The sequence below is a fragment of the Mycobacterium dioxanotrophicus genome, from assembly GCF_002157835.1.
GTDB lineage: Bacteria > Actinomycetota > Actinomycetes > Mycobacteriales > Mycobacteriaceae > Mycobacterium > Mycobacterium dioxanotrophicus.
The window spans coordinates 3,765,053-3,784,812 of record NZ_CP020809.1 but is presented as its reverse complement, the minus strand read 5'-3'; the positions used below and the strand labels follow the sequence as shown (position 1 = coordinate 3,784,812).

The 19,760-nt window shown below is 66.8% G+C and carries 5 protein-coding genes; all 5 read left to right on the top strand.

What is annotated here, in order from left to right; all coding sequences use genetic code 11:
- Positions 1-679: 679 nt before the first annotated feature.
- From BTO20_RS18240 to BTO20_RS18220, 5 genes are read left to right on the top strand one after another with little or no spacing between them, the layout of a single operon-like run.
- Positions 680-2,422 carry an AMP-binding protein gene (locus tag BTO20_RS18240; protein ID WP_087082305.1) on the top strand — a complete coding sequence of 581 codons (1,743 nt, stop codon included), beginning with the start codon at positions 680-682 and terminating at the stop codon, positions 2,420-2,422.
- Complete coding sequence (locus BTO20_RS18235; protein ID WP_087077708.1) at positions 2,419-7,152, top strand: type I polyketide synthase; 4,734 nt, start codon at positions 2,419-2,421, stop codon at positions 7,150-7,152. Before BTO20_RS18240 ends, BTO20_RS18235 begins: the two co-directional genes overlap by 4 nt.
- A 5-nt stretch (positions 7,153-7,157) precedes the next feature.
- Positions 7,158-10,730, top strand: a complete 3,573-nt coding sequence (locus BTO20_RS18230; RefSeq protein ID WP_087077707.1) for a type I polyketide synthase — start codon at positions 7,158-7,160, stop codon at positions 10,728-10,730.
- A 5-nt stretch (positions 10,731-10,735) separates the two neighbouring features.
- Positions 10,736-15,286 (top strand): type I polyketide synthase, encoded by a 4,551-nt coding sequence (locus tag BTO20_RS18225; protein ID WP_087077706.1) that lies wholly within the window; start codon positions 10,736-10,738, stop codon positions 15,284-15,286.
- A complete protein-coding gene (locus BTO20_RS18220) occupies positions 15,283-19,725 on the top strand; it encodes a type I polyketide synthase (RefSeq protein ID WP_232491185.1) in 4,443 nt (1,480 codons plus the stop codon). Before BTO20_RS18225 ends, BTO20_RS18220 begins: the two co-directional genes overlap by 4 nt.
- Positions 19,726-19,760 lie beyond the last annotated feature (35 nt).

Here is a 19,760-nt window from a genome sequence, read left to right as displayed (position 1 = left end):
CTAGGCGATTGCTCAACTCGTCAGTAGGTGTTCAGCCGCCGTGTCGCCGGCGGCGACAAGCGGCATTCGCCTCTGCGTGCGAGGCGGAGAGCGTCTGCCCAGGATCGTCTTTCCAGTTTCTGCGCGATCGGCTGCCCGTTGAGGCAAAACTTTGCGACAAGAAGATCGGCAATCATGATCGGTTGGATGCAAACTGCAGCCTTGTCACGAATCACCTTGTGCCACACCATGTCCAGATAAAATCTCGACATACTGCGAAAACGGCGCAACAGGCGAAGGCAAACGTCGTGTCAGGGGTGAAATGGTGGGCGATCTCGAGGAAAGCTCTGATTTGCGACGCGTAGCTAATTTGCACCGGCAAACAAGTTGGTGAGGTCGCCACTCTCGAGTGGGAAAACCGGTGACAGTTTGCCAACACCGGCGTAAATTTCCGCAAAGACGCCACGGGAGCCATCTTCGCCAGCCCGCACAAGGGATGTGCGGTTGACGAAATGATGACGCCCGCTGTCAGAACCAGTCGGGGGACGGGCTTGCGCTGGGCACCGACGGCCAGCGCAAGATGCGGCCTGCGCCGCCGACGACGGCGGCGCACAGCAAACAAACACGCAGACGGTGTGCTGTTCGCGTGCTGTCGGCATGAGCGACGAAGTCTGAGCGGGAGTGAATGGAAGGAAAACCCATGGCTGAGCATTCCCTGACAGCGCTTCTTCGTGAGCGGGCGAGCAAGCACGGCGACGCCACCGCCTACACCTACCTCGACTTCGAAGTCGACCCCAGCGGGTACCGCGACTCTTTCACCTGGGCCGAGCTGTACCGACGCGTTCGCGTCGTTGCCGAGGAACTCCGGTTGTGCGGCGCACCGGGTGACCGTGCCGCCGTGCTGGCACCGCAAGGGCTCGAGTACATAGTCGGTTTCCTCGGCGCCATGCACGCCGGGTTCGTCGCGGTACCCCTGTCGGTCCCGCAGCCGGGTGTGCATGACGAGCGGGTCGTGTCTGTTCTGCGGGATTGCAGTCCTTCGGTCATCCTCACCACGACCGCCTCGGCCGGCGATGTGGCGGGCTATGCCCAGGGCGCGGAAACCACGCGTCCGCCGGCGATCATCGAAATCGACACGCTTGACCTTGATTCGCCGCGCGAACCGGACACCGTGCGGCCGGGCATGCCGCCGGTCGCCTATCTGCAATACACCTCGGGGTCGACGCGACTGCCTGCCGGGGTCGTGGTCACCCACAAGAACGTCGTCACCAATGTCGACCAGGCACTCGCCGACTACTTCGGCGGGGAAATCCCGCCCGACACCACTTTCGTATCGTGGCTGCCCTTCTACCACGACATGGGGCTGATAAAAGGCATCTGCGCACCCCTGGTCTGTGGCCGCAGTGCCGCGTTGATGAGTCCGTTGTCGTTCCTGCAGCGTCCGGCCCGGTGGATGCAGTTGCTGGCCACCAGTCCGGCGGCCTTGTCAGCGGCACCGAACTTCGCCTTCGAGTTGGCCGCCCGTCGGACCACCGACGACGACATGGCCGGTCTGGACCTCGGCGACGTGCGATCGATACTCAGCGGCAGCGAGCGGGTGCACGCCGCCACCCTCAACCGATTCATCGACCGGTTCACGCCGTTTCACCTGAAGCCGAGCGCCATTCGACCGTCCTACGGCCTCGCCGAGGCGACGGTCTATGTCGCCACCTCGGACCTGGGCACCGCACCGTCGCGGGTCCGGTTCGATTACGAGAAGCTGTCGAACGGGCACGCGAGGCGGTGCGCGGCCGACGCGAGCGGAAGCACGGAACTGATCGGGCATGGCACCAGCCGGTCCACGATGCTCAGGATCGTCGATCCCGCTGCCGGCACCGAGAACCCGGCCGGAACGGTCGGCGAGATCTGGGTGCACGGGACCAACGTCGCCGCGGGATATTGGCACAAATCCGAAGAGACACAACGCGTCTTCGACGGCAGCCTGGTCAATGCCTCACCCGGCACACCGGACGGTCCGTGGCTCAAGACCGGCGATCTCGGCGTGATCTCCGACGGCGAGCTGTTCATCATCGGCAGGATCAAGGATCTGCTCATCGTGGACGGCTCGAACCACTATCCGGACGATATCGAGGCCACGATCCAAGAGCTGAGCAACGGCCGTGCGGCAGCCATATCCGTGCCCGACGGCCAGTCCGAGAAGTTGGTGGCCATCGTGGAGGTCAAACGCCGCCGCGAATCCGACGACGAATGGGCCGAGCGGCTCCATCTGTTGAAACGTGAACTGACGTCTGCGATTTCGACGACGCATCGGGTGCGAGCCGCCGATCTGGTGTTCGTCGCGCCAGGCTCGATACCGATAACGACCAGCGGGAAGGTGCGCCGGTCGACCTGCGGCGAGCGGTATCGACAAGACCTGTTCGAGCGATTGGACGGACCACGATGACTGCCACCATCGGAGACGACGCCGGACTGCGGCGCTGGCTGATCGACTATCTGGTCACCACCGTCGGCTGCAAGCCCGAAGAGATCGACCTCGATCTGTCGCTCAACGACCTCGGCGTCGGATCCAAGGACGCCGTGGTGCTCTCGGGTGAACTTGCCGAACTCCTGGACCGGCCGGTGTCACCGGTCGACTTCTGGCAGCATCCGACGATCAACTCGCTGGTCGGGTTTCTCGTCGACGGTGAGCCGGAATCCGCTGGGGAGCAGGCGTTCGGATTCGACCGCGGATCGCTCGACGAACCCATCGCCGTGGTGGGGCTGGGATGCCGGTTCCCTGGCGGGATCACCGGTCCGGATGCGCTGTGGGACTTCCTGTGGGACGGCCGCTGTGCGGTCGGCGAAGTTCCTCCGCAGCGTTGGCAGCCGTTCGACGACGGATCCCCCGAGGTTGCGGAGGCGCTGGCTGGCACCACCCGCTGGGGTTCGTTCCTGACAGACATCGACGCCTTCGATGCGGAGTTCTTCGAGATCTCACTGCGCGAGGCCGCGAAGATGGACCCGCAACAGCGGCTGCTGCTCGAAGTCGCCTGGGAGGCTTTTGAACACGCCGGAATCCCGGCGAGTTCACTGCGCCGTTCGCAGACCGGGGTGTTCGCCGGAGCGTGCTTCAGTGAGTACGGCTATCTGGGGTCGACGTATCTTCCGACAGTCGACGCCTGGAGCAATACCGGTGGCGCACTGAGCATCATCGCCAACCGGTTGTCCTATTTCCTCGACCTTCGCGGACCATCGGTCACCATTGACACCGCATGTTCGTCGTCACTGGTCGCCATCCATCTGGCGTGCCAGAGCCTGCGGATGCGCGACTGCGACACGGCGCTGGCGGCCGGGGTCAACATGCTGCTGTCGCCCGCCGTGTTTCACGGTTTCGACCAGGCCGGCGCGTTGTCACCGACCGGTAGGTGCCACGCTTTCGACGCTGCCGCAGACGGTTTCGTACGGGGTGAGGGCTGCGGGGCGGTCGTGCTGAAGCGTCTCGGCGACGCCGTGCGCGACGAGAACCGCATCCTGGCGGTGGTCCGCGGATCGGCGGTCAACCAGGACGGGCGATCCAACGGGTTGATGGCACCGAACCCGGCCGCCCAGATGGCGGTGTTGAAGTCGGCGTACACCAATGCCGGCCTGACGCCGCACGACGTGGACTATGTGGAAGCCCACGGGACGGGAACGTTCCTGGGTGATCCGATCGAGGCGCGCGCACTGGGAACCACACTGGGCCGCGGACGCCCGGAGCAGTCTCCACTGCTGATCGGCGCGATCAAGTCGAATCTGGGTCATCTGGAGGCTGCGGCCGGTATCGCGGGCTTCCTCAAGGCGGTGCTGGCGGTGCAGCAGGCCCAGATCCCCGGAAACGTCGGGTTCGAGGCACCCAATCCACACATTCCGTTCAGCGCACTGCGGCTCAAAGTTGCTGCCGAGAACCAGGATTGGCCATCGGTAGGGCGGATGCGGCGGGCCGGCGTGTCGTCGTTCGGGTTCGGCGGCACCAATGCGCACGTGGTTCTCGAACAGGCGCCCGACGCGGCCCCCGTGGGGCCCGGGCAGGATGCTGCCGTCACGACGCTGGTGGTGTCGGGGAAGGACCGCGAACGGATCGAACGGACCGCCGGGACCTTGGCCGGGTGGATGACCGGCGCCGGCGCGGGGACCGGGTTGGCCGATGTCGCACATACGCTCAACCACCACCGATCCAGTCATTCGGTGTTCGCCACGGTGTGTGCGCGCGATCACGAGCAGGCAATCGCAGGTTTGACGGCGTTGGCCCAGGGGGAACCCGCCACCGGCGTCGTGGGCCCGCACGACGGATCCTGCGGCGCGGGAACGGTGTTCGTGTACTCCGGCCAGGGTTCGCAGTGGGCAGGCATGGGACGGCAGTTGCTCATCGACGAACCGGCGTTCGCCGCAGCGGTTGCCGAGCTGGAACCGGTGTTCGTCGAACAGGTCGGATTCTCCCTGCGGCAGGTGCTTGCGGACGGGTTGCCGGTCCGCGGTGACGCCCAGGTACAGCCGGTGATCATGGGGCTGCAGCTGGCGTTGACGGAACTGTGGCGCTACCACGGCGTGACCCCGGACGCGGTGATCGGCCACTCGATGGGCGAAGTCACGGCAGCTGTCGTGGCCGGGGCCCTGACGGTTGACGAGGGGTTGCGGGTGATCGCCACCCGATCCCGCCTGATGTCGACACTGGCAGGCCAGGGCGCCGTCGCGCTGTTGTCGCTGAACGCCGAGGCGACAACGGAACTCATCGCCGATCACCCGGACGTGAGCCTGGCGATCTACACTTCGCCGCGCCAGACCGTGATCGCCGGGCCGCCGGAGGCGGTCGACACATTGATCTCGGCCGTGCAGCAGCGCGGCCGCTTCGCCCGCCGGGTCAACATGGAGGTGGCGTCCCACAACGCGCTGATGGATCCGATTCTGCCGCAGTTACGGGCGGCGCTGGCCGGTCTCGCGCCGCGGCGACCCGTGATTCCGTTCCTCTCGACGGTTCGGGATTTCACCACGGATCCGGTGCTCGACGCGGACTACTGGGCGGCCAACATCCGCCAGCCGGTACGGCTGCAGCAGGCGGTCACCACCGCCGGCGAAACCTACACCACCTACGTCGAGATCAGTGCCCATCCGATGCTCGCGCCCGCGATCTCGGAGACCCTCGGGGACATCCACCACCACAGCGTCGGCACCCTGACCCGCGACGGCGACGACACGGTCAGTTTCCACACCAACCTCAATGCGACGCACACCGCGCAGCCGCCGGTCACACCACACCCACCGGGACCGCATCCGGGCCTGCCGACCACGCCGTGGCTGCACGCGAGCCACTGGGCGGACTTCATGCCCATGAGCAGACGATCCCGCGGCGGTACGCCGTCCGCGACGTCTGGTGTCGTCCCCGCGGAGTGGTACTGCGAGTTGACCTGGCCTGAGCGACCCGTGGCAGCCGAGTCGATGCCCGCCGCGGGATCGTGGGTGGTGATCGGCGACGACGGCCTCGCGGCGGAGATCGCGCGTGCCGGGGACAACCGGGTCACCGCACTGGACGAGGACGCGGATCCCACGACAGTGCGGGCCGCCGCCGCCGATGCCGATTTCGTGCTGTACGCGGCACCCGTGTGTCCGGCGTTCGACGCGGCGTCGGGATACCGCGTCTTCGGCGCCGCGCGCCGAGTGGCAGTCGTGCTGGCGGACGCCGGATTGCCGGCGCGGCTGATCCTGCTGACCCGCAACGCGCAGCCGATCGCCGACGGGGACCGCGCCAATCCGTCCCACGCCGTGCTGTGGGGCCTGGGCCGCACGCTGGCGTTGGAATGCCCCGACATCTGGGGCGCGGTGATCGATGTCGACGAGTCGGTGCCGGCCGGTCTGGTCGCCCGTTACGCCGTCACCGAGGCCCACGCCGGCGATGAGGAAGATCAAATCGTCTACCGGGCGGGTGTCCGCCGGGTAGCCCGGCTACGCCGGGCGCTGCCGCCCACCACATCGGGGGATGGGCTGGACGGCAACGGCAGCTATCTGGTGGTGGGCGCGACCGGCAACATCGGTCCTCAGCTGATCCAACAGTTGGCCGACATGGGCGCCGGGACCGTCGTGGCGGTGTCACGCAATCCCGGTGCCCGGTTGGACGCGTTGTCCGCGACACTCGCCGGTCAGGGCAAGTCGTTGGTACCGGTGGCTGCCGATGCCACCGACGAAGCGGCCATGACGGCGCTCTTCGCCCGATTCGGGCGCGATCTGCCGCCCTTGGCCGGAATCTACCTGGCCGCCTTCGGTGGTGGTCCGGTCACCGTGACGGATATGACGGACGTGGACATTGCGGCGATGTTCCGGCCCAAGCTCGACGCGATCGCCGTCCTGCACAAGCTGTCGTTGGACACGCCGCTGCGCCAGTTCGTCCTCTTCAGCTCGATATCGGGACTGCTGGGCTCCCGATGGCTTGCGCACTACGCGGCGACCACGACGTTCTTGGACACGTTCGCCTACGCCCGGCGTGCTGCCGGGCTGCCTGCCACGACCATCAACTGGGGGTTGTGGAAATCGTTGGCCAACAATCAGATCGAGCAGGAACGGAACATCACCCTGGGGTCGGGCCTGGAACCGATGCCCGACGAGGTCGCGATCCAGGCGTTGTGGTCGGTGTGCGGATCCCGTGCTCCGGTGCGCTCGACCGTCGTGGCGGCCGACTGGACCCGCCTGGCGGCCGCCTACCGCACCAGGGCACCCCTGCATATCGTCGATGACCTCCTACCGCTGGACAACGACGAACCCGATGCGGCCGACGCTCCCGCTGTGCCGGCTACTCAATTCCGGAAAGCCCTGCGCGAGTGTGAACCCGAGCAGCGCTATCACCGACTCGCTGAGCACGTCAGCTCATTGGTCGCGCGGGTGATGGGGTTGGCGTCGCCGCAACTTCTCGACCGGTCGGAGGGGTTCTTCCAGTTCGGGATGGATTCGCTGATGAGCGTGACCCTTCAGCGGGCGCTGGCCGAAAGTCTCGGGCAGGCGGTGCCCGCCTCGGTGATCTTCGACTATCCGACCGTCGACGCGCTCACCGATTACCTGACCACCATCCTGCCGGAGCTCATCGAGGTTGCCGACGACACCGAGGTCGACAGCTACGAGGACTTCAGCGAAGACGAACTGCTGCAACAACTGTCACAGAGGCTGGGTTGATTTTTATGGTTGGTGCTGGGGCGGATCGTCGGGCGATTATTGCTGAGGCTTTGCATCGGATTGATGAGTTGACGGCGCGGTTGGCGGTGGCTGAGCGTGCTGATGTTGAGCCGGTGGCTGTGGTGGGGATGGGTTGCCGGTTGCCTGGTGGGGTGGGTTCTGCTGATCAGTTTTGGCAGTTGTTGCAGGACGGGCGTAGTGGGATTGTGCCGGTGCCGGGGGATCGGTGGGATGTTGAGGAGTTTTATTCGGCGGATCCGTCGGTGCCGGGGACGATTTGTGCGCGTGATGGTGGGTTTTTGACGTCGTGGCGTCCGGATGAGTTTGATGCGGAGTTTTTTGGGATTGCGCCGCGGGAGGCGGCGGCGATGGATCCGCAGCAGCGGTTGTTGCTTGAGGTGGCGTGGGAGGCGTTGGAGAACGCCGGTATTGTGGCGCAGTCGATTCGGGGGACGCAGACCGGTATCTTCGTCGGCCTGACCACCAACGACTATTCACTCACCTTCGCGGGGCGGCTCCGCCGCGAGGACATCGATGCCTATATCCCGTTTGGGAATGCGGCGAATTTTGCGGCGGGGCGGTTGGCGTATTTTCTGGGGGCGCGGGGTCCGGCGTTGGTGGTGGATACGGCGTGTTCGTCGTCGTTGGTGTCGGTGCATCTGGCGTGTCAGAGTCTGCGTCGTGGGGAGAGCGACACCGCCCTGGCCGCCGGCGTCAACCTGATTCTGCGCCCGGAGAACAGCATTGCGTGTTCCCGGTTTGGGATGTTGTCGCCGGATGGGCAGTGCAAGACCTTTGATGCCGGTGCCAATGGGTATGTGCGCAGTGAGGGTTGCGGGGTGGTGGTGCTCAAGCGGTTGAGTGATGCCCTGGCCGACGGGGACCGGGTGTTGGCGGTGGTGCGCGGATCGGCGGTCAACCAGGACGGCGCCAGCAGTGGGCAGACGGTGCCCAACGGCCCGGCCCAGCAGGCGTTGATGCGCCAGGCATTGGCAGCCTCACGACTGGTGCCCGCCGACATCGACTACATCGAGGCCCACGGCACCGGTACCGCATTGGGTGATCCGATCGAGTTGGATGCGCTGGCACAGGTTTTCGCCGACCGCGGCGACGCCGCCCCGCTGGTGGTGGGCTCGGTCAAGACCAACCTCGGACATTTGGAATCGGCCGCGGGCATCGCCGGATTCATCAAAACCGTCCTCAGCGTCCGCTACGGATACATCCCCAAACACCTCAACTTTCACCAACTCACCCCCCACGCCTGCCAAGACGCCACGCGCTTGACCATCGCATCGCCGGCGTTGGAATGGCCTACTGTGCCGCGTCCACGCCGCGCGGGGGTGTCGTCGTTCGGGGTCAGCGGAACCAACGCACACATCATCGTCGAGCAGGCACCGTCTCCCGAACCTGCTGTGTGGGAGCCGGATTCACCGGTGACGACGCTGGTGGTGGCGGGCAAGTCATCGCAGCGGATCGCCGCGACCGCAGCCATGCTCGGCCAGTGGATGACCGGCCCCGGCGCCGAAGTCCGCCTCGCCGACGTCGCCCACACCCTCAACCACCACCGCGCCCAACACCGCACCTTCGCCACCATCTGCGCCCGCGACCATAACCAGGCGGTCGCCGGACTGTCGGCCCTGGCGGCCGGCCAGGCTGCGGTCGGCGTGGTTCGGTCGCATGACGGGCCGTGCCGTCCGGGCCGGGTGTTCGTCTACTCCGGGCAAGGCTCCCAATGGGCCGGCATGGGCCGGCGACTGCTCACCGACGAACCCGCCTTCGCCACCGCCATCGACACCCTCGAACCGGCATTCCGCACCGAGGTCGGCTTCTCGCTGCGAGAGGTGCTCGAAGCGGCAGAACCGCTGACCGGTATCGAGCGCATCCAGCCGGTCCTGACCGGCCTGCAGCTCGCGTTGACCGAGTTGTGGCGGCACTACGGCGTGGTTCCCGACGCCGTCATCGGACACTCCATGGGCGAAGTCGCCGCCGCCGTCACCGCAGGCGCACTCACCCCCACCGAAGGACTCCGCGTCATCGCCACCCGCTCCCGGCTCATGTCGCGGCTGGCCGGCCAAGGCGCGATGGCACTCCTCGAGCTGGATCCCGCCTCGACCCTGGGATTGATCGCCGAGTACCCGGCGGTGACGCTGGCGGTCTACGCCTCGCCGACCCAGACGGTGATCGCCGGACCACCGGCCGACGTCGACATGTTGATCGCGAAGGTCGCGCAGCAGAGCAGGTTGGCACGACGCATCGACGTCGACGTCGCGTCGCATCATCCGACGATCGACCCCGTGCTACCTGATCTGCAGGCCGCATTGAGCGATCTCGCGCCGAAACCGCCAGCGATCCCGATCATCTCGACCACCTACGACGAGAGTCAGACGCCGACAACGAGTTTCGACGCCGATCACTGGGTCGCGAATCTGCGCCGACCGGTACGGTTCAGTCAGGCAATCGCTGCGGCCGGGACCGATCACGCCACCTTCATCGAGATCAGCCCCCACCCGCTGCTGACCCATTCGATCGCAGACACCCTCGCAGGCACACACTTCCACACCGTGCCGACCCTGCAGCGCGACGGCGACGACACCCACACGTTCCACACCAATCTGAACTCCGCTCACACCGGCGCGCCACCGCGCACCTCGCATCCGCCCGAACCGCATCCGGTGCTGCCCGCGACCCCGTGGCACCACACCCGGTTGTGGATCAAGCCGACGACCCCGCAGCTGCATGCGCCCGCGGCCGGATCGAACGGATGGAGCTATGCATCCGACTGGCCGATCGGGCCGATCACCGCGGCCGATACCGCCGGTGACGGTTCCTGGGTGGTGTTCGCCGACGAAGGATGCGGCGCCAAGGTGAGCAGCGCAGTCGGGGACGCAGCGGTGGTCACCGTCCTGCCGATGGACACGCTGGCCGACGGAGCAGCGGCATCCGAGTTGCCGGACATCCTCGGCAAGGCTGCGAATGTCCTTTATGCGCCGGACCTTTCGGCTTCCGGCCACTTGCCGGAATGGGGTTATCGGCTGTTCAACACGACCAGGCGCCTCACGGCTGCGCTTGCCACGATGGCGGTGCCACCCAGAATGTTCATCCTGGGACGGCGTGACGGCTCCGACGACCATCCGGCGGATCCGGCCGATGCCGTGCTCTGGGGACTGGGGCGGGCCTTGGCGTCGGAGCATCCGGAGATCTGGGGCGGTGTCGTCGACGTCGAGGAAACGGAGCCGCCCGGTGTGGGTTCCGATCCAACTGCGGGGCCCGTCGGCGACATCAAAGACGTGTGGCGAGTCTGCGAACCGGAAGAACGTCGTGCCCTGTTGCAGAACCATGTCGGTGTCCTGGTGGCAGCCGTCATGGGGCTGCCGTCAGCTCAGTCGCTCAATCCGGACGCGGATTTCTTTGAACTGGGCATGGATTCGTTGATGAACGTGATCCTGCAGCGCGCGCTTGCCGAGACCCTCGGCGAAGTTCTGCCCCAGACAGTCGTTTTCGACTACCCGACGGTCACGGAGCTCGCCGACCACCTCGCCGAGATCGTCGACGCCGACCTCCCGGAAAGTGTGGGTTGATTTTTATGGTTGGTGCTGGGGCGGATCGTCGGGCGATTATTGCTGAGGCTTTGCATCGGATTGATGAGTTGACGGCGCGGTTGGCGGTGGCTGAGCGTGCTGATGTTGAGCCGGTGGCTGTGGTGGGGATGGGTTGCCGGTTGCCTGGTGGGGTGGGTTCTGCTGATCAGTTTTGGCAGTTGTTGCAGGACGGGCGTAGTGGGATTGTGCCGGTGCCGGGGGATCGGTGGGATGTTGAGGAGTTTTATTCGGCGGATCCGTCGGTGCCGGGGACGATTTGTGCGCGTGATGGTGGGTTTTTGACGTCGTGGCGTCCGGATGAGTTTGATGCGGAGTTTTTTGGGATTGCGCCGCGGGAGGCGGCGGCGATGGATCCGCAGCAGCGGTTGTTGCTTGAGGTGGCGTGGGAGGCGTTGGAGAACGCCGGTATTGTGGCGCAGTCGATTCGGGGGACGCAGACCGGTATCTTCGTCGGCCTGACCGGATACGACTACATGTTGAGGCTCACCGAAACGCTGCGTCGCGAAGACTACGACGCGTATATCCCGTTTGGGAATGCGGCGAATTTTGCGGCGGGGCGGTTGGCGTATTTTCTGGGGGCGCGGGGTCCGGCGTTGGTGGTGGATACGGCGTGTTCGTCGTCGTTGGTGTCGGTGCATCTGGCGTGTCAGAGTCTGCGTCGTGGGGAGAGCGACACCGCCCTGGCCGCCGGCGTCAACCTGATCCTCAAGCCCGAAGCCAATATCGCACTCACCCGGTTCGGCATGTTGTCGCCGGATGGGCAGTGCAAGACCTTTGATGCCGGTGCCAATGGGTATGTGCGCAGTGAGGGTTGCGGGGTGGTGGTGCTCAAGCGATTGAGCGATGCCCTGCGCGACGGGGACCGGGTGTTGGCGGTGGTGCGCGGATCGGCGGTCAACCAGGACGGCGCCAGCAGTGGACAGACGGTGCCCAACGGCCCGGCCCAGCAGGCGTTGATGCGCCAGGCATTGGCAGCCTCACGACTGGTGCCCGCCGACATCGACTACATCGAGGCCCACGGCACCGGTACCGCATTGGGTGATCCGATCGAGTTGGATGCGCTGGCACAGGTTTTCGCCGACCGCGGCGACGCCGCCCCGCTGGTGGTGGGCTCGGTCAAGACCAACCTCGGACATTTGGAATCGGCCGCGGGCATCGCCGGATTCATCAAAACCGTCCTCAGCGTCCGCTACGGATACATCCCCAAACACCTCAACTTCCACCAACTCACCCCCCACGCGAGCCAAGACGCCACCCGCCTCACCATCGCACCCGACCTGCTGACGTGGCCGGAGAGCAACCGCCCGCGTCGCGCGGGCGTATCGTCATTCGGCGCCAGCGGGACGAATGCACACATCGTCATCGAACAAGCATCCGCGGTTGACGACGTTGTCGCGCAGCCGGATTCGCCCGTGACCACGCTGGTGTTGTCAGGCAAGACGCCCGAGCGGATCGCCGCGACCGCAGCCATGCTCGGCCAGTGGATGACCGGCCCCGGCGCCGAAGTCCGCCTCGCCGACGTCGCCCACACCCTCAACCACCACCGAACCCAACACCGCACCTTCGCCACCGTCTGCGCCCGCAGCCGTGCGCAGGCTGCAGAGGCGTTGCAAGCGCTCGCCGACGGACGTCCGGCGCCAGGCGTGGTTCGGTCGCATGACGGGCCGTGCCGGCCGGGCCGGGTGTTCGTCTACTCCGGGCAAGGCTCCCAATGGGCCGGCATGGGCCGGCGACTGCTCACCGACGAACCCGCCTTCGCCGCCGCCATCGACACCCTCGAACCGATGTTCCTCGACACCGTCGGCTTCTCGCTGCACGAGGTCATCGCCAACGGCGAGCCAGTGCTCGGCGACGCCCGGTTTCAGCCCGCGATTTTCGGCCTGCAGGTGGCGTTGACCGCGTTGTGGCGGCACTACGGCGTGGTCCCCGACGCTGTCATCGGACACTCCATGGGCGAAGTCGCCGCCGCCGTCACCGCAGGCGCACTCACCCCCACCGAAGGACTCCGCGTCATCGCCACCCGCTCCCGGCTCATGTCGCGGCTGGCCGGCCAAGGCGCCGTGGCACTGCTCGAGCTCGATGCCGACGCCACGTCCGCCCTGATCGCAGGGCGGGAACAGGTGAGCCTCGCGGTGTATTCGTCTCCAAGGCAGACGGTGGTGGCCGGGCCACCCTCGCAGATCGACCAGCTGATCACCGACGTCCAGCAGCAGGACCGCTTCGCCCGACGGGTCAACATGGAGGTGGCCTCACACAGCGCCCTCATGGATCCGATCTTGGCCGAGTTACGCACCGGCCTGGCGGATCTGGAGCCGAAACCGCCGGCAGTGCCCTTCCTGTCCACGGTGACCAACGACTGGGCCCCGCACGTCGACGCAGCCTATTGGGTGGCCAACGTCCGCCAACCGGTCCGGCTGTACCAGGCGCTCGCCGACCTCGGCGAGCAGTACGGCACGTTCATCGAGATCAGTCCGCACCCGGTGTTGGCGCATTCGATCACCGAGACGCTCGGCGACACACACCATCACACCGTCGGCACGCTGTCGCGCGACGGCGACGACACCCACACGTTCCACACCAATCTCAACGCGATCCACACCGCGGCGGCGCCGCAGACCCCGCATCCCGACGGTCCGCCACCCGAACTGCCCACCACGCCATGGCAACACACCAGGCACTGGATCGACGGTCCCGCCATCGCCCGTGCCGTGGCTGCGCAACAGTCACTCCCGGGGGCAGGGGGAGTGCCGCCACAGTGGTGCTGCGAGCTGACGTGGCAAGCACGTCCGCTGCCGGCGGATCGGCATGCGTCAGGGCGCTGGCTGGTGGTCTCCGATGCCGAGCTGAGTCTGGAACTCGACGCCGTGCTGCTGGCCCCCACGGCTTTGACCGAGCGCGATGGCGCGCTGGCGGACGCGTTGAACGGTGCAGCACATGTGGTGTTCGCGCCGGACGTGGCCATCGGATGCCTGGACGCGGAACCCGGCTATCACCTGTTCAACACGTGCCGCGAGCTCTGCGCGGCGTTGGCAGCGCTGCCGGAGCCGCCGCGTCTGTACCTGCTGACCCGTAACGCCCAGCCGCTCGCGGAGGGTGACCGGGCGAATCCCGCCCATGCGGTGCTGTGGGGTCTGGGCCGGACACTGGCGCTGGAGCACCCCGAATTCTGGGGCGGTGTCATCGATGTCGACGAGTCGGTGCCCGCCGAGCGGGTGGCCGGCTACCTTCGGGCTGAGGCCGCCGGCAGCGACGACGACGATCAAGCGGTGTACCGCGCCGGGCGCAGACATGTACCGCGGCTGGTGTCGGCACCGGCACGGCCCGCGCCACCCGCCGAAATCGATGGCGCGGGAAGCCATCTGGTCATCGGGGCCACGGGCAACATCGGGCCGCATCTGGTCCGCCAGCTCGTCGCGATGGGAGCCAAGACCGTCGTTGCGGTGTCCCGCAATCCCGGTGCACGGATGACAGAGCTGGCACAAGCCGTGGCCGAACACGGGGCGACGCTCGTGCCCGTCGCGGCCGACGCGTCGGATCCGAAGGCGATGGCGGCACTGTTCGAACGGTTCGGCCGTGACCTACCCGCACTCAACGGCATCTATCTCGCGGCATTCGGTGGTGGACCGGTGACGCTGGCGGACATGACCGCAGAGGACGTGCAGGCGATGTTCCGACCCAAGCTGGACGCGGTATCACTGCTGCACACCCTGTCGTTGAAACATCCGGTGCACCAGTTCGTGCTGTTCGCGTCGATCTCCGGGTTGCTCGGTTCGCGGTGGCTCGCGCACTACACAGCCACCACTGGGTTCCTGGACACCTTCGCCTACGCCCGCCGCGCCGCTGGGCTGGCCGCCACCACGGTGAACTGGGGGTGGTGGAAATCGTTGGCCGACAACCAGTCCGACGAGTACCAACAGGTCACGCTGAGCTCTGGGCTTGAACCCATGCCTGACGAGGTGGCGATCGGGGCACTGTGCTCGGCGCTGGCCACCGATGCCCCGGTTCGGGCCGTCATCGCTGCCGCCGACTGGACCCGACTGGCCGCGGCGTACCGCACCCGCGCGAGCCTGCGGATCGTCGACCCACTGATCCCCGCGGCGGGCGCCGAGAACCGTGCCGGCGACGACGATCAGGACGATCAGTGGGCCGGTGCCCCCGACTTCACCGAGCTGGATCCGCTTGACGTCGAACGCATCATCGGTGAGCGGCTGCGAACACGGCTCGCCGCGATCATGGGCTACGCCGACCCGGCTGCGCTGAGCCCGGCTGTCCCGCTGATCGAACTCGGCATGGATTCGCTGATGGCCGTGCGGATCCGGCATGCCACCCAGTCCGACTTCGGGGTCGAACCTCCGGTGGCCATGCTGCTGCAGGGTGCCTCCCTGGATGACATCACCGCCGATGTGATGCAGCAGTGCGGAGTGTCCACCCCGGACACCGGAGCAGCCGTCGACGCGCTGCGGGACCGAGCCAACCAACGTGCCGCCGCCCGCCGGGGCGCCGCGGTGCGGCGTAAGAGAGGACAGCGCGCGTGACTGCCACCGCCGAACAGGATCCGTTGTCGCCCAATGCCATAGCTGTCGTCGGTATGGCGCTGAGATTCCCCGGTGCCAACTCACCGTCGGCTTTCTGGCAGAACCTCCGCGCCGGTGAGGAGTCCATCCGGACGCTGACCGAGGCACAGCTCATCGACGCCGGAGTCAGCGCCGTCACCCTCGCCGATCCGCAATATGTGCGCCGCGCCCCGATCATCGACGGGATCGACGAGTTCGACGCCGAATTCTTCGGGTTCCCACCGCAGGTGGCACGCATGATGGATCCGCAGCAGCGGCTGTTCCTGCAGTGCGCCTGGCATGCGCTCGAGGATGCCGGCTGTGATCCCGCCGCATTCGACGGTTCGATCGGGGTGTTCGCGACCAGCGGCGCGAGCATGTACATGCTGCACAATCTGCTGTCGCATCACGACCGGTCCGCGTTCCTCGGGCAAGGCGCCACCTTCGATCTGATCAACATGTCATTGCAGAACGACAAGGACTACCTCGCCACCCGGGTCTCGCACCAGTTCGATCTGCGCGGGCCGAGCGTGACGGTGCAGACTGCGTGTTCGTCGTCGATGGTCGCCGTGCACACGGCCTGCCAAAGCCTGCTCAACGGCGAGTGCGACATGGTGCTCGCCGGCGGCGCGTCCATCCGGATTCCGCATCACGTGGGTTACTGGCATGAGCCCGGCTCGATGGTCTCCGGTGCCGGACACTGCCGGCCGTTCGATGCAGCAGCCGACGGTACCGTGTTCGGCAGCGGTGTTGCCGTGATCGCACTCAAACCGTTGCAAGCAGCGCTGGAGGCCGGCGACCGGATCCACGCCGTGATCCGGGGCTCGGCGATCAACAACGACGGCGCGAAGAAGATGACCTACGCGGCCCCCAACGGCGCCGCGCAGGCCGATGTGATTGCCGAGGCCCAAGCGGTCGCCGGCGTCGACGCGTCGTCCATCAGCTACATCGAGGCCCACGGCACGGGCACGCCCCTGGGCGACCCGATCGAAATGGAGGCGCTCCGAGCCGCTTTCAGCCTCTCGGACACGCCGCGGTCGGGTCCGTGCCTGGTGGGCTCGGTGAAGTCGAACATCGGCCATCTGGCGGAGGCCTCGGGAATCGCCGGTCTGATCAAGACGATTCTGTGCCTGAAGAACCGGGCCATTCCCGCGACGCTGCACTTCACCACGGCGAATCCGGCGCTGAACCTCGACCGTGGCCCGTTCACGGTGAGCAATGAGTGCACGCCGTGGGAGTGGGACGGTGTGCGCCGCGCAGGCGTGAGTTCGTTCGGTGTCGGCGGCACCAACGTCCACCTCGTCGTCGAGGAAGCGCCCGCGCAACCCGCATGCCCGGTGCAGGACGGGACACAGGTGCTGCGGCTGTCGGCCCGCACGCCTGAGGCGCTCGAAGACTTCCGGGCAGCGATGGCCGCCGAGCTGGCCGCAGACCCGGCATTGGACCTGTCCGACGTGACCGCCACGCTGGACCGGCGGCGACTCGAGAGGTTCAGGCTGGCCGCCGTCGTGCACGACCGGCACGACGCGGCGGCAGTACTGGGCGCCGCCGAGAGCGACAACGTCTTCGTCAGCGAGTCGACCGACGGAACCGCGACCAGCCGCGCGCCTGCCGGTGAGCGCCGCGTCACGCTCATGTTCCCGGGGCAAGGCGCCCAGCACGCCGACATGGCGCGCGGCCTCTACGAATCCGAGCCGGTGTTCACCGAGCACTTCGATCGGTGCGCCGAGGGCTTCCAGAGTGAGCTCGGCATCGATCTCAAGGCTGAGCTGTTCGGCTCCGATCAGTCGGACCTCGAACGCACCGACCGCGCCCAACCCGCGCTCTTCACCGTCGAATACGCACTTGCTCGGCTATTGCACGCCTACGGTGTGCAGGCCTCGGCGTATGTGGGCCACAGCATCGGTGAATACGTGGCCGGGGTACTGGCGGGAATTTTCGATCTGCCGACGGCGATCGGTGTTGTCGCGACCCGGGCCCGGTTGATGCACGGCTCTGCCCGGGGTGCGATGGTCGCGGTCGCGATGACACCCGAAGCCATCGCCGAGCACCTCGCACCGGGCCTCGACCTGGCAGCGGTCAACGACCCCGGCAACTGTGTCGTGGCAGGGTCACCGGAAGACGTCATGAAGTTCCAGAACCGCCTGCGGCAGCGGGGGATACTGGCCCGCCGGGTCCGCACCGCGCACGCGTTCCACTCGCAGCTCATGGATCCCGTCGTGCCACAGTTCGGCGAGTTTCTGTCCGGCGTCCAGCTGCGCCCGCCGCACACACCGGTGCTGTCGAATGTCACCGGAACCTGGTTGACAGACGCGCAGGCCACCGATCCGACCCTGTGGGCCGGCCAGATTCGTGCCACTGTCAGGTTCTCCGATGAGCTTGATCACGTGTTGGACGATCCCTGCGCCGTGTTGGTCGAGGTCGGGCCGGGTGGTGCGTTGACGGGATCGGCCATGCGCCATCCGAAATGGGCCGAACGGCATCGCGCTGTCCGCTTGATGCGGCACCAGGTGCAGAACCGCGGCGACCGGGACACGTTCCTGCTTGCGCTCGGCCAACTGTGGTCGGCCGGTGTCGAGGTCGACTGGTCTCCGTTGTCCAGCCGCACACCGACACTGGTCTCGCTGCCCGGATACCCCTTTGTCCGGCAACGGCACTGGGTGGACCCGGAGCTCACCGCCGACGGGGCGGCACCGGTCAGAACCAACGGCAGCACACCCAACGGGCATGTGGTCGAACCGGCCGGCGAGACGAAGACCGGCGGCGCCGGTACCGGACAGGTGGATATCGAGTCGACGCTGCGGCGCATCTGCGCCGAATGCCTGGGTGTCAGTTCGGTGGGCCCGAACGACGACTTCTTCGAGATCGGCGGGGACTCCCTGATCGCGATCGGCGTCGCGATGAGCGCGACCAACCAGGGTCTGGAGCTGACGCCACAAGATCTCTACGATCACCCGAACGTGGCGGCGCTGACCGCGGTGCTGTCCGCGCGTTACGCTGCCGGCGGGTTGGCCGCTGTGTCGGTCGACGATGCACCCCAACCTGTTTCACCGCTCGCGGCGCACTTCTTTGAGCATGGTCTGCGCGAAGCCGGGCGCTGGCGGGTGCCGCTGCTGGTGAGGCTGGATTCTACCGTCGGAATCGAGGACGTCCGGTCGGTGTTGGCGGCGGTGATCAACCACCACGACGCGTTGCGGACCGGGTTCAGCCAACGGGCCGGAGCGTGGGAACAGCAGATCCGGCCACCGTGCGATCAGCTCGACGTCGCCCAGGTGTCGTTGCCCGACACCGTGACGCCCGGTAGCGACGACGAACGGCGCGCGGCCATCGACATTCTCACCGCGCAGGTACGCCGGCAGGATCTTTCGAGTCCGGCACTGGCCGCGACCTACATCGCGGATGCCGACGGAGCCGGGCGGTACCTCGCGATGTCGATCCATGAACTGGTGGCCGACGGCGGGTCTCGGGAGATTCTGCTCACCGACCTGTTCACCGCGTTCACCCAGCGCCTGGCCGGCAGCGACATCACGTTGCCCCCGGTCACCGCGACATGGCGGGAATGGTCGCAGCGCTACGCCGGGCTCGCCACCCATCCGGCAGTCCTCGACAGCAGGCAGTACTGGCTGGACGAGGCCGCCAAACCCACACTGCCCCTGGCCGATCGGGGGCCCGGACAACCGCCCGGCGTGGACGACATGGAGTGTGTGCCGTCGCTGATCGGCGCTGAGCCGGCGGGTCTCATCGAACGGGCGAGGGGCAGATTCGAATTCGTCGTCGAGGAACTGATGCTCGGTGCGCTGTCCCGGACTATCGCGCACTCCGTAGCCGAGGGAACGGTCGCCGTCGCACTCGCCGGAACCGGGCGTGCCGTGCTCAAGCCGGATGTCGATCCCCGGCGCACGGTCGGCGGCTTCACCACGGTCTACCCGGTGTCGCTGTCGTGCCACGGCGGGTCCACCGCGACGCAGGTGCTCGACGGCGTGCACGAAACCATGCGCGCGGTCCCACATCAGGGTGTCGGCCACGGGCTGTTGCGCTACCTGTACGGGCCGACGGCGCGGACGTTCGGGGCTGTGGAATCCCCGGACATCCTGCTGTGCAACGAAGGTGTGATTCCTGATCTGCCGACGGCAGCCGGGCCGGTGCAGATCGATCGCGAGACGGCGATGGGTGTACGGGACAAGACGCCCGGACTGGGATTCCCGATCGAGATGCGGATCTACCGTTCATCGGCCGGAATGCATGTGGATTGGTGGTACGACGTTCGCCGGGTTGCCCAGGCGACCGTCAAGACGATGGCCGAACGCTTCCCGATCGAGTTCGAGGAACTCCTGTCCGAAGCGCTCGCGACGGCGCCGACCCAGGATGAATTCGGTGGCGCCATGTCCGAACTCGGGTTGGTGGACCTGTCCGCCGAATGAATCAACCGGTGAACCGGTATCAGCAACAGAGGATC